Origin of the sequence: Bradyrhizobium sp. (assembly GCF_049519115.1) — a bacterium.
In the GTDB taxonomy this organism is placed as follows: Bacteria; Pseudomonadota; Alphaproteobacteria; order Rhizobiales; family Xanthobacteraceae; genus Bradyrhizobium.
In genome coordinates this window covers 1-13205 of sequence record NZ_JBEKRB010000097.1, presented here as the reverse complement: position 1 = coordinate 13205, position 13205 = coordinate 1, and the positions used below count along the sequence as shown (strand labels likewise).

7 protein-coding genes and 2 pseudogenes are annotated in these 13205 nt (G+C 57.1%); 6 read left to right on the top strand and 3 right to left on the bottom strand.

From position 1 onward, the window contains the following. The 4 genes from ABSE61_RS34065 to ABSE61_RS34050 all read left to right on the top strand — a co-directional run. The coding region (locus tag ABSE61_RS34065; RefSeq protein WP_423875575.1) for a porin at positions 1 to 1212 on the top strand (1212 nt) is incomplete at its 5' end. Between the two features lie 430 nt (positions 1213 to 1642). Next, positions 1643 to 3238, top strand: a complete 1596-nt coding sequence (locus tag ABSE61_RS34060) for a porin (protein ID WP_423875573.1) — start codon at positions 1643 to 1645, stop codon at positions 3236 to 3238. Between the two features lie 401 nt (positions 3239 to 3639). Then, positions 3640 to 5229, top strand: a complete 1590-nt coding sequence (locus ABSE61_RS34055; protein ID WP_423875572.1) for a porin — start codon at positions 3640 to 3642, stop codon at positions 5227 to 5229. Between the two features lie 437 nt (positions 5230 to 5666). Beyond that, on the top strand, positions 5667 to 7316 hold the full coding sequence (locus ABSE61_RS34050) for a porin (RefSeq protein WP_423875571.1): 1650 nt from the start codon (positions 5667 to 5669) through the stop codon (positions 7314 to 7316). Positions 7317 to 7780: 464 nt separating this feature from the next. Here the strand turns inward: ABSE61_RS34050 and ABSE61_RS34045 are convergent, their stop codons facing one another. Further along, a complete protein-coding gene (locus ABSE61_RS34045; RefSeq protein WP_423875570.1) occupies positions 7781 to 8701 on the bottom strand; it encodes a YXWGXW repeat-containing protein in 921 nt (306 codons plus the stop codon). A 1930-nt stretch (positions 8702 to 10631) separates the two neighbouring features. Here ABSE61_RS34045 and ABSE61_RS34040 point away from each other — a divergent pair. Then, positions 10632 to 11354 (top strand): response regulator transcription factor, encoded by a 723-nt coding sequence (locus ABSE61_RS34040; protein ID WP_423875569.1) that lies wholly within the window; start codon positions 10632 to 10634, stop codon positions 11352 to 11354. A 352-nt stretch (positions 11355 to 11706) separates the two neighbouring features. Further along, positions 11707 to 12765 carry an IS3 family transposase gene (locus ABSE61_RS34035; protein ID WP_423875576.1) on the top strand — a complete coding sequence of 353 codons (1059 nt, stop codon included), beginning with the start codon at positions 11707 to 11709 and terminating at the stop codon, positions 12763 to 12765. A 51-nt stretch (positions 12766 to 12816) separates the two neighbouring features. On the opposite strand, the pseudogene ABSE61_RS34030 reads toward ABSE61_RS34035, so the two are convergent. Together ABSE61_RS34030 and ABSE61_RS34025 are read right to left on the bottom strand one after the other, a co-directional pair. After that, positions 12817 to 13027 (bottom strand): annotated as a pseudogene (locus ABSE61_RS34030) (transposase domain-containing protein); the annotation flags it as partial. Between the two features lie 29 nt (positions 13028 to 13056). Then, positions 13057 to 13205 (bottom strand): annotated as a pseudogene (locus ABSE61_RS34025) (IS5/IS1182 family transposase); the annotation flags it as partial.

The window sequence follows — 13205 nt, the reverse complement described above, 5'->3', positions numbered from 1 at the left end:
GGATCTTACTTCGGTACAGGCCCGAACCAGATGAGCAATTCGTTCATCGGTCTGCGTGGGAAGCAGGAAATCGCAGACAATCTCTATGCCGTGTTTAACTTGCAGACCCTGTTCAACGTGAATAGCGGCCAGAACGCCAACGGCATCGAATCCGTCGCTCAGAACAATGGTTTGAATGCGAATATCCTGTCGCAGAGCTCGCTGGCCGACTCGTCGAAGGGTGGCCAGATGTTCAACCAAGCCGCCTACTTCGGTGTCAGTTCGCCGATCTACGGTACATTCACCATGGGCCGCCAGAGCGCTCTGAGCTCCGACCTCCTCAGCAACTATGACCCGCTGGCCGGTTCAAACGCCTGGTCGCTGCTGACCTTCCAGGGGGCGAACGGCGGTGGCGGCGACACCGAGGATCGCGTTTTCGACAATTCCTACGAATATCGGGTGAGCGTCGGTCCGGTTCGTGTGGCGGTTGAAGCGCAGCTCCGCAACGGTGGCAACAGCTCGACCGGCAACGCCTTCCAGGGCGATATCGGTTTCGACTACATGGGCTTCTCACTCGATTTCCTCGGCGGCAAGATCGATGACGCCGTTTCGGCCGGAATTTTGTCGCAGGCCCAACTGGCAGCGGCCTCTGCGACGGCAACTGCGGTAAGTGCCGGCAACGGTCTAATCGCGGCGACCGTCTCCGACAACACCGTTTTCAGCGTCGGAGCAAGGTACGTCATCGGCCCGTGGAAGTTCTGGGGTGGCTACGAGCACATCGACTTCGCCAATCCGAACAATCCGCTCAATCCCGGCGCGTTCGTGACCGGCGGATTTATCGCCGGGGCCGTGAACAATACAAACTTCACCAACGACAAGATTCTGCAGACGGCCTGGGTCGGCGCTCGCTACTCGTTCTTGCCGAGCCTCGACATCACCGGCGCCTATTACCATGAGTGGCAGAACAGCTTCGGGACGGGCGCAGTTGCGGGCTGTACCGATGCAAGGTCCTCGCAGTGCTCGGGCACCCTCGACGCTGTCTCGTTGGTCGTCGATTGGCGCTTCGCCAAGCACATCGACATGTACGCCGGCGTGATGTGGTCGCAGGTGCAGAACGGTCTCGCCAACGGTTTCCTCCAGGCGAATGGCACTGCGACCGGCGGCATCAACGCAGCGGGCAGCAACAAGGCTTCCTCTTACGACCCCGGTATCGGTCTCCGCTACCAGTTCTGATCTAGAGAGCAAAACACGATGGGACAGAGACATCCGATAGGCGCGTTTCCCCCACGCAAAGTCGCGGTGTTTCTGTCCTCATCGTCAGTCACGGCCTGCGGATTAAAATATGCCCGAGAGATAGTGATGTTTGAGACCATGAGTCGAGACTGAGCGGAGAAATCAGGTGCGAAATAGAATGATAACAACATATGTTGATGGTCATTTCAGTATGATCGAAATCATATGTCGAGAGTTGTTGGTATGATGCTGGTCATATTTAGCATTCTTGCTGACATGATCGTGACATATGCTGCTTCCACATTTTTGTGGCGAGGCTGCCACAGCATTTCTTCTTCCCTCGAGGCACAAGGCTGGACAAGGAGTTTTCGTTCGAAGCTCCGTAACCAGGCGGCGATGGTTGGTGCCGCGCCTATTTTGGGGGACTTACGTGAAAAAGACTTTCATCTCAGCAGCGGCCATTTTGGCTTTCGCCTCGACGGCTCACGCCGACGAGCTTTCGGATATCCAGGCGCAGGCCAAGCAATTGCGTGAACAGATGACCAAGCGCATCGCCGATCTAGAAAAGCGGCAGAAGGCGCTTGAAGCGCAGAAGCCGGCTATTGCGACCATCAATCCGGTGGACGCGATGGCTGCCGACCTGCCCTACAAGGCGGCGGTCAAGGCCAAGCCGCCGGAAAACGACGACATCTGCATCAAGGGCATTTGCGTCTACGGCGACTTCGACATGGGCGCGACCTTTATCCAGCATAGCGCGCCGTTCTCCCCGACAGCTGGCGGTCCGCTCGATACGCTGGTCTCGAAGAATGGCGGCCAGGGTGCCTATTTCGGCGTCGGCGCCAACCAACTCAGCACCTCGTTCATCGGCTTGAGAGGCAAGCAGGAGATCGCGGACAACCTCTATGCCGTGTTCAACCTGCAGACCCTGTTCAATCCAGCGAGTGGCGTGAATGCCAACGGCCCCGGCTCGATCGCCCAGAACAACGGCTTGAATATCGGCTTGCAGAATTCGTTCGGCGACTCGTCGAAAGGCGGCCAGTTGTTCAACAACGCGGCCTACTTCGGTATCAGTTCGCCGACTTACGGGACGTTCACCATGGGTCGTCAGTCCGCGCTGACCTCGGACCTCATCGTAAACTACGATCCGCTCTCCGGTTCTAACTCTTGGTCGGTGATCACCTTCCAGGGCGCGAACGGCGGTGGCGGCGACACCCAGAACCGCATCTACGACAACTCCTACGAATACCGGGTGAGTGTCGGACCGGTGCGGTTGGCTGGCGAAATCCAAGCAAGGAACGGCGGCAATGCCGCTCCTGGCAACGCCTTCGAAGGCGACATCGGTATCGACTACATGGGCTTCTCGTTCGACTTCACCGGCGGCAAAATCTATGACGCTGTCGCTGCTGCGCCTCTAGCTGCGGGTATTGGGTCGATAACGACGGTTGCCATCGGTAACGGTCAGGTCGCGGCCACGATCTCCGACAATACTGTGTTCCAGGTCGGTGCCCGGTACACGATCGGACCATGGAAGCTGTTCGGCGGCTATGAGCACGTCGACTTTGCCAACCCGAACAATCCGCTGAACCCGGGCGCTTTCGGGGAGGGCGGCATTATCCTTGCTGTCCCCAACAACAACGCCTTTGTCACCGACAAGATCCTTCAGACCGCCTGGTTCGGTGTTCGCTACGCGATCACGCCGGCTCTCGACATCACCGGTGCGTATTACCACGAGTGGCAGAACAGTTTTAACAACGGCAATAACTCTAACCCAAATGCCAACTGCACTACTGCTGCAGTCTCCGCGGGTTGCTCCGGCACTCTGGATGCAGTCTCGGTCGTGGTTGATTGGCGCTTCGCCAAGCACGTCGATCTGTACGCCGGCATAATGTACTCGCAGGTCCAAGGCGGCCTCGCCAACGGCTTCATCGGTACCACGGTTACCAACACCGGTGCTCCCCTTGGCGCTGCAAGCACTAACAAGTCGTCCAACTACGATCCCGGCATCGGTCTCCGCTACCAGTTCTAATACAGAGGGCACAACATGATGGGACAGAGACATCCGATATCCGCGCTTGGAATGCGGAATCGCGATGTCTCTGTCCCATTATTCATCGACTCGGTTCCGCTTCATGAAAAGAGCATGACGGACCAATCACGAAGATTCACGGAATCGCGAGCGCATCGTGAATACGATTCACAAGGACGAGAGTCATGAGTTACTCGAAAACACATGACAGTCATCATATTCTGATCCAGTCTCACATGCTCGTCATTGTGGTCGGCTTGCGATATCGCTGTGGCGAGCAGGACACAGCATTTCTTCTTTCCCTCATGCACAAAGCTGCCCAAGGAGTTTTCGTTCGAAGCTCCGTGGATCAAGCAGTTCGCGGCGAATGGTTGGAGCCGCGCCTAATTTGGGGGATTTACGTGAAGAGGACTTTCATCTCAGCAGCAGCCATCCTGGCCTTCGCTGCATCGGCTCACGCCGATGACCTTTCGGACATCCAGGCGCAAACCAAGCAGCTCACCAAGCGTCTCGCCGATCTTGAAAAGAAGCAGAAGACGCTTGAGGCCGAGAAAGCAGCCGTGCCGACCATCAATCCGGTCGACGCGATGGCTGCCGACCTGCCCTACAAGGCAGCGGTCAAGGCCAGGCCGCCGGAAAACGACGACATCTGCATCAAGGGCATTTGCGTTTACGGCAACTTCGATATGGGCGTTACGTACCAGAACCATGGTGCGCCGCTCAGCGCGCTCGCCGGAGCTCCGCTCGATTATCTGGTTTCTAAGAATTCGGCCGGTTCTTACTTCGGTGTCGGCGCCAACCAGATGAGCAATTCGTTCATCGGCCTGCGTGGCAAGCAGGAGATCGCGGATAACCTCTACGCCGTGTTCAACTTGCAGACCCTGTTCAACGTCGAGAACGGTACCAATGCCAACGGCCCCGGCTCGGTCGCCCAGAACAACGGCCTGACCACCAACCTTCTGGCGCAGAACTCCTTCGGTGACTCCTCGAAGGCCGGCCAGATGTTCAACAACGCCGCCTACTTCGGTGTCAGTTCGCCGACTTACGGCACGCTGACCATCGGCCGTCAGTCCGCGCTGACTTCTGACCTCATCGTCAACTACGACGCGCTGTCGGGTTCGAACGCCTTCTCGCTCATCACCTTCCAGGGCGCCAACGGCGGCGGCGGCGACACCGAAAACCGCATCCTCGACAACTCGTTCGAGTATCGCGTGAATGTTGGTCCGGTGCGTTTGGCTGGTGAAATCCAGGCCCGCAACGGCGGCAACAGCGCGCCCGGCAACGCCTTCGAAGGCGATATCGGGGTCGACTACATGGGCTTCTCGATCGATTTCGTCGGCGGCAAGATCTATGACGCCGTGTCCGCAGCCGTGTTGTCGCCCGCTCAGCTGGCGGCATCCGTTACCACGCTCAGCGCCGGCAACGGCGTTATCGGAGCGACCGTCTCCGACAACACCGTGTTTTCGGTCGGCGCCAAGTACATCATCGGACCGTGGAAACTGTTCGGTGGCTACGAGCACATCGACTTCGCCAACCCGAACAATCCGCTGAACCCCGGCGCGTTCACCACCGGCGGGTTCATCCTTGGTGCCGCTGGTGCGATCAACAACACCAACTTCACCAACGACAAGATCCTGCAGACCGCATGGATCGGCGTGAAGTATTCGATCACGCCGGCTCTCGACATCACCGGTGCGTATTACCACGAGTGGCAGAACAGCTTCGCGACCGGCGTGAATGCCGGTTGTACCGACGCGCGCGCCACGCAGTGCTCCGGCTCGATCGACGCCGTATCGCTGGTCGTCGATTGGCGCTTCGCCCGGCACATGGACATGTACGCCGGCGTGATGTGGTCGCAGGCGCAGAACGGTCTGGCGAGTGGCTTCCTGCTGGCAAACGGCACCGCCGCCGGCACGACTCTGCCCGCGGGTCAAGGCTCCAACAAAGCCTCTTCGTACGATCCCGGCATCGGCCTTCGTTACCAGTTCTGATGGAGGCGTAACGACAACAACGGGCAGAGACATTCGAGTGCGATCGGAGTTCCGGTGCCTCTGCCCCTCTAACCCAGCCGCTGATTCCTGAGTGTGAGGATCCTGCGGCCTGGTTTGAGAGCGGAATAACGGGCGGGCCCCAAGAATCGGAGCTCGCCACCCCTGCCTAAAGAACTAAAGGAGACAACCAATAGTTGAGATGTAGATAAAAGAATTACCCTAGATATAAAGCTGACTGTGTCATAGCGGCAACAGGGTCAACTCGTTTGAGGACGTTCCCCCTCAAAAGTTGGCTTCATGGCCGACTGTGGCGCGTTGGTTACAGTATTTCTTGGTCCCCTGACGCAGAGTGCCTGCCTAAGGAGTCCTCATTCGAGGCTCTGTAACCAGGCGGTTCGCGGCGATGGTTGTTGCCGCGCCTTTATTGGGGGACCTACGTGAAAAGGACTTTTATCGCAGCAACGGCCATTTTGGCTTTCGCGGCTACGGCTCACGCCGATGAGCTCTCGGATATCCAGGCTCAAGCCAAGCAAATGAGAGAACAGAATGCGGCAATGGCCAAGCGCCTTGCCGACATTGAAAAGCGGCAGAAGACTCTTGAAGCTCAGAAAAATGCCGTGCCGACCATTAATCCGGTCGACGCGATGGCTGCCGACCTGCCCTACAAGGCAGCAGTCAAGGCCAGGCCGCCGGAAAACGACGACATCTGCATCAAGGGCATTTGCGTCTACGGCGACTTCGACATGGGCGTCGCCTACCAGAACCACGGCAGCGGCTTCGCCGCGATGGCAGGCGGTCCGCTCGACTACCTCATCTCGAAGAACTCAGCCGGTTCGTATTTCGGCGCTGCCGCCAACATGCTCAGCACCTCGTTCATCGGTCTGCGCGGCAAGCAGGAGATCGCGGATAACCTCTACGCCGTGTTCAACTTGCAGACGCTGTTCAACCCGGCTTCCGGCCAGAATGCCAACGGCCCCGGCTCGGTTGCGCTGAACAGTGGCTTGTCCACGAACACCTATTTCCAGAACTCGTTCGGCGACTCGTCGAAGGGTGGCCAGATGTTCAACAACGCCGCCTACTTCGGTGTCAGTTCGCCGACGTATGGCACGTTCACGATGGGCCGTCAGTCAGCTCTGACATCGGACCTGATCGTCAACTATGACCCGCTCTCCGGTTCGAACGCTTGGTCGGTCATCACCTTCCAGGGTGCGAATGGCGGCGGCGGCAACACCGAAAACCGCATTCTCGATAACTCTTACGAGTATCGCGTAAATGTCGGCCCGGTGCGTTTGGCTGGTGAAATCCAGGCCAGGTCCGGCGGCGGATTGGGCACCAGCACCGGCAACGCCTTCGAAGGCAACATCGGTGTCGACTACATGGGCTTCTCGATCGACTTCGTCGGCGGCAAGATCTATGACTCCGTCGGCATCGGCTCATCGGCTCTGTCCCAGACGCTGCTCACGACTTGTGTGAACACCTTTGGTGCTGTTATGGGCTGCGTCCCGGCCACGGTCTCCGACAACACCGTGTTCTCGGTCGGTGCCCGCTATACGATCGGACCCTGGAAGCTGTTCGGCGGCTATGAGCACATCAGCTATGCCAACCCGGAAAATCCGCTCAATCCTGGTTCGATCGTCCAGGGCACCTACATCGCCCCGGCGCCGAACAACACCAACTTCATCAACGACAAGGTCTTGCAGACCGCGTGGGTCGGTGTTCGCTACGCGATCACCCCGGCTCTCGACATTACCGGTGCGTATTACCACGAGTGGCAGAACAGCTTCGGTAGCGCAGCTGACGCACCTGTGGCCGGATACGGCGCGGTTGCCGGTTGTTCGGACGCACGGTCCACCAAGTGCTCCGGTACGCTGGACGCAGTCTCGTTCGTTGTGGATTGGCGCTTCGCCAAGCACGTGGACGTGTTTGCTGGCGTGATGTGGTCGCAGGTTAATAACGGCTTAGCTTCGGGCTTCTTCCAGGCTAACGGTGTTTCTGCCGCCGGCGTCGCCAACGGAGCGGCAAACGCGGGGGGTGGCAATCACGCCTCGTCGTTTGATCCCGGCGTTGGTCTGCGCTACCAGTTCTAAGCTGAACGCGTAGACTCAGAGTCGAGTTTAAAGTGGGGGAGCGGAAATCCGCTCCCCCATTTAATTTGAGGAAACGAGACGTGGATTTTCTATCTCGCTTACTTTCCAAATTGGCCGGCAAGAATCATCGACGTTTGAAATGCGCGAATGTGAACGCATTGCCGATCATCCCTAGCTGCTAAGGCCAGCAATGCCGCCGTCATGTCCCCGATAGGTGCCCGAAGCCGGATCGGAGGATTAACGTATCGGGGTGCAGTACCCATTCCCAGCGGGAGCCGGTCCCGTTGATACAATCGGACTAGAAAACCACCGCTCGGAGATAGCGCGCCTTATCAACACTCGTGACCAGTCAGAGATCGCGCCGGATACGGATGGCTAATGTTAGCTACTTGCCGCGCGTTCCTTCACATAAGCGCAACAAATTATCGGAATCATTGGGGTAGCCGTTTTGGATTTGGCTTGTCTCATTTTGCCGTCGGCTGCTCTGCCCGACCGGACGCGGTCGCCGGGACGCCGGCGGACTTGGCGTTTGCTCCCGTTGTAACCTCGCCGGATTGGGCTGGTTGGTTTGCTTGCAGGGTGCGTTGCGTCACGCCAGGGCCAGTAAGAACGCCGGCATGTCGAGTCGCCATTACACCCGGCTCGCCTTTGTTTAGCTTCGAGTACAGCGACCGATCCATGGCGGCCAATTCGAAGTGCTTTTGTTGATCTACGGTAGCTCCAACATGCTGCCCACCGGTCAGCTTCTCCTGGTGCGCGGATGGTCGTGCGGTGGTGCCCCGTCGGCCGCCATTGAAACTGGCGCGCAGAGTACCGTCGTCCGGTGCAACCGCCTGATGGTAGACGCTCGGAATGTCGATAGGACCGAGATTGTTCACCGTGCGATTATAGGCAAACCTGCCACCATCCCAACGCCCGCCTTGATAACCGTTGCCTGTAAACCCGAAGCCGTAGTTGATGCCACCGTAGAAACCGACTTCCGTCGCCCAGTAACCGGCGTGAAAAGCATAACCACCTTCGACCCGACTCCAATAGGGCGGCGTCCATAACATCCCTGCTTGCGGTGGCTGCACCCACGTCCCAGGAACCCAGAAGTAGTCAGGGACTGATTTGCGCCAGGCCCAGAACCCGGGCACCCACAGATATCCGTCCGCCGGGATGGCCGGTTGCTCATACGAGGGCAGCGGGGGCGGCGCGACATTGACCTTCTCCGGGTCCGCAGCGATCACCCGTCGCGGCTGAAAATGCGGCGGTAGCGGCCTATACCCACTGGGTGGGAAATTTGGCGGATAATCTGGCTTTGTCGCGATACTGCTGTCCTGAGCCAAGGCGCAGGGCCCGCATATCAGGGAAAGAGCCAAGAGACCGGCGACCAACTTCTGCATGCTTTATCCCATCCTTGGCGCCTGATCGCAGCGACTGAAACATCACCAGATCTGTTGATCAGAGAGTCGCGATCGATTTTAATAACCGAGGCAACGCGAGGGGGTTTCATGCAATGCGGCAACTCGAAGCCGATCGATCCTAATATTTTCTTTAAGTCGATCAGAGACGTGACGGGAAACGATTGAAGTAAAGACCCTTGAGTCCAACGACCAATAGACGTTTCTCTATCAACTGCCGGACCGCCAGGATTATGTTTCGGTGCCGCCTGGATAAATCCAGCGAATCACCGGACGATTTTTAATCCGCTGTCGTTATTTTGCGGAAGGATAGGCAAGACATCGGTTCTGAAGTTGCGACTTTCGCGGCTGGTAGCATCCTTGTGCGGTGAAGTGCCGTGCTCTGTCGGAAACGTCGGCGAATTAAGCTTGTCTTCCCCGGCGCGCGGTCCAAACAGATAACAATCGGAGCGTTCGAAGGTGTTGTTCGTGCTTGTGGAAGATTTGGAGGCCGGCCCAGTGAAACAAGCGACGCTGGAAGCATCAACGCAATTGCTGGCTCACGTGACGGCGGCGGGGGAAAAGATCTGAGCGGCAGCGGATGGCTAAGCTCAACTTCTCTCATATCGGAAATAATAGGAACCAGAAGAATAGCCGGTAACGGCTAATGCCGTCAAAACTTATGTTCTGATTCAATTTAAAGCTTTCAGGATATAACCCGGATAACTTATGTGGTGCGCGAGCCCTATTTCTCTGAAATTGGATCATCCGAGTTACAGTCGAGGCAATCGACGCTGTAATTTTCACTCCACGGCATGGCATCTGACACTTCGATCACAAGAAACTGGACGATCTCATGGCAAGGCAAGCATTCAAAGATTCTAGGACCGAGCGTTGAACGTGCCATTCGCTTTGCGCAGCCTGGACAAGATGGATGCATGTTTATCTTCGTGGTCATCGTCAAGTCCGACCCAACAAACTTTGCTCCACAGCAGGGTGAACGCTTAATAGCGATTGACAAGGATCGCAGTCCCCGCAGAGGAGGGACCGGGCCAAGGATCATCTCATAGATGGGCCCCAAACAATACTTGGCCCCGTGCGTTGAAGCTGCATTCTCCCGGAACGTAGCTAGGGTTATGTAAGCAAGCATTGTCGAGCGTGCTGTCCCAAGCGCCTCTCTGCCGCCATTTAGACCACGCGATGTAATCGCAATATTTGCTGTGGGGATTTCCCGGTTCTCTGGTCGCACAAAAGACGCTCTGGCGGACGTGATTTGCAACGGAGATTCTATTCCGAGCCAACGCGGGCTCTCCCAACACAAAAGGAACGCCCACGGCAATGCAAATCACTTTAAATTTTGTCATAGCCGCTCCGCCTGTCGTCACGCAAAACAACAGGATAGGCGAGAAATTCCGCTCACCGTTCTGAAAAGATAATTTATTTTGCCGTCTCCGGCCTAGGTAGTGCGGGTACGCTAGTAAGTCGATATGGAGGTTTCCAGGTCGCACCGTTTTAAAAGGATCGGTCGCTAATGCCTAACATCGAACTCAACAATAATTTAATCGCGGCCAATTTAGGTTTGAGGGGATATTCGTGAAATTTAGTTGCCCTCCGAAAATCGATGCATTCGCTCAAACAATGGGGATCGAGGCGAAGTAGTACAGCGTGCGTTCAATTTCGTCGCTATCCACGAGGTGGTGAGTGAAAGGTGAGAACATAGCTTGAAGAACCTTGGCGGTCCTCAAGTACTAACCGTCGGTCAGCGCTCGTGACCGCTCGGCTTGAGGCTGAAGAGCCCTTAGCGAGGTTTTCCTAAAGAATTTTTAAGTTTGATTTAAGGACGCGGTGGCGCACTTTTCCGCTGTCCTTAGTGAATGTCGCTCCGAGCACTTCTTGGATCCGACTCCCCGAATGCTGGAATGGGAGCGCGCTTTTGACGAGCAGTTCTTTGGTCGATCGACGCCCTGTAGTACTTGTCGAAGACGAAAGAGAATTCGCGCTCGAGATTAAGAGTGAACTAGAGAATTTAGGCTGCCTCGCACTTTTGGCTTCCTTGGCTGAAGCAGCGGACCGGGCAAGGACGGGGGACGCGGCGCTGCTGATCCTAGACCGGCCAGTCTCCGGTGTGGATTGCCTTCCGACCTTACGAATTCTTCGTAACGAGGGTATAAAAACTCCCGTACTGGTGATCTCGATAATGTCGTCTGTTGATGAGAGAGTCCGCGGCTTGAAAGCCGGAGGAGATGACTATCTTGCGAAACCATTCGCGATGGTTGAGCTTGGCGCACGCGTCGAAGCGCTGCTCCGCCGCCTGGACGGAGCGCGGTTGACCAAACTTGAGGTTGACGATTTCGAATTGGATTTGATCGAAAGAATAGTTTATTGCGCCGGTACGAAGATTGATCTGTCCTTTCGCGAAGTCGATATTCTGGAATACTTTCTACGCCGCCCCGGCCGGGTGATCACGCGGACGATGTTGCTTCAAGATGTGTGGAAGTATCATTTTTCTATCGAGACTAACGTTGTCGATACGCACATCAGTAATTTAAGGAAAAAAATCGATACTCAGGGTGTGCCTTCGAGAATTGTGAACATACGAAAGGCGGGATACATGTTGAGAGTGACGCATAGTTCTCGTGAGGAGCAAAGCGGCTGAATCAACTTTCGGACCCGCTCGGCAGGTAAATGCAAGGCGATGTCGCGTATGGTGAGCAACGATGGCCCCGGCAGCAATGGCCGAACAGAAGTGTACTGCTTTCCTAGAATTAGTCGCGTATCGAACGTAATGAACGCAACCCCAGCTGATCGATCGCAAAGGCCAACAGAGAACTTTAGCAAGACTTGCCGAACGGCGGTAACATGGCTGGCATTATCGATCGTTAGCGAGTGACCTGCTCCCCTGAAACGCCCCCGATTTTAAGTTAGGGTTCTGTTCTCCAGCGAGGAGACAGACGATGCGTAAAACAGGTTCACGGAAGAGCAGATCATCAAGGTGCTGAAGGAACACGCTGCCGGGATGTCGGCGAGCGATCTGTGCCGCAAGCACGGGCATCAGCGATGCGACGTTCTACAAGTGGCGGTTCGCGCTATGGCGGGATGGAGATCTCCGACGCCCGCAAGCTGAAAGCCCTGGAAGAGGAGAACCGCAAGCTCAAGAAGCTTCTGGCGGAGACGATGCTGGACGCTTCGACGCTGAAGGAGATGCTTGGAAAAAACTTCTGACGCCCGGCTTGCGGAGACGTGCTGTGACCTGGGCAATCAGTGAGAAGGGCTACTCGCAGCGACGAGCGTGCAGTCTGGTCGGCCTGCAGCCGAAGACCTATCGCTATGCCTCGACGCGACCGGACGACGGCGCACTGCGGACCCGGCTAAGGGAGTTAGCTTCGCAACGACGCCGCTTCGGCTATCGTCGCTTGGGGCTGCTATTGGCTCGGCAAGGGGTCCGGATCAATCGCAAGAAGCTGTACCGGCTCTACAAGGAGGAGCGGCTGACGGTGCGCAAGCGCGGTGGCCGCAAACGGGCGCTGGGCACAAGGGCGCCGATGTCGATCCCACAGGATCAGAACCTGCGCTGGTCGCTCGACTTTGTAATGGACACGCTCTCCAGCGGCCGACGCTTCCGTATCTTGACCCTGGTAGGCGACTTCACCCGGGAATGCCTGTGCCTGGTCGTCGACACCTCGCTTACTGCCTTGCGTGTGGTGCGTGAACTTGGCCAGATTATCGAAAGCCGGGGCTGCCCACGCATGATCGTCAGCGACAACGGTACGGAGTTCACTTCAAATGCGATCTTGGCTTGGCAGGAGGAACGAGAGATTGAGTGGCACTACATCGCGCCCGGCAAGCCGATGCAGAACGGTTTTGTCGAAAGCTTCAACGGCCGGCTGCGCGACGAATGCCTGAACGAACACCTGTTCGCAAATCTCAACGAGGCTCGCCAGATCATCGAGGAATGGAGGATCGACTACAACACCAACCGACCGCACACGAGCCTCAACGGGCTCACACCGACCGAGTTTGCAACCCGCCCCAACAGGGGCCAAACCCAGAACAGACTCTACTTATAAACGAGGGCAATCCGACCGTCATAGGCATCGGCTTGCAGGATACCGGCATATCGGCGGATCAACCACCACCCGCTCGCGCGGAAGATGCTCGGGGAAGGGTCTGGCGCTCGGCGCGCTTGCGCGTAAATCCGCGCACCGTCGTCGTCTTTGCCACGGCCCGTTCTGCCGCAAGCTCGTCCTCGGTGGCATCGGCTTCCAGCTCTTCGAACGTCAGCGCCAACTGTTCGATCAGCCGCGCCGAACGCTCCGAGCGCTGTCCGTAGTCGACCGTGAAGAACTCGGAGCGACGGGTTATGCGAGGCGCGGCGGTGCGAGGGGCTGACCGAAGATCAGTAGCAGGACGCGCAAAAATTGCCGGAACCAGCGCAGTAGCAAGCTGAAATTGTAGCCAGCGGCGGCGAGCACAGCGTTGATGCGGTCGCCTTCGCGGCCCTTGAGAT

What these genes read in the sequence shown, in the direction of transcription:
- ABSE61_RS34045 (WP_423875570.1), bottom strand. Translation starts at nt 8,701, where the DNA reads ATGCAGAAGTTGGTCGCCGGTCTCTTGGCTCTTTCCCTGATATGCGGG.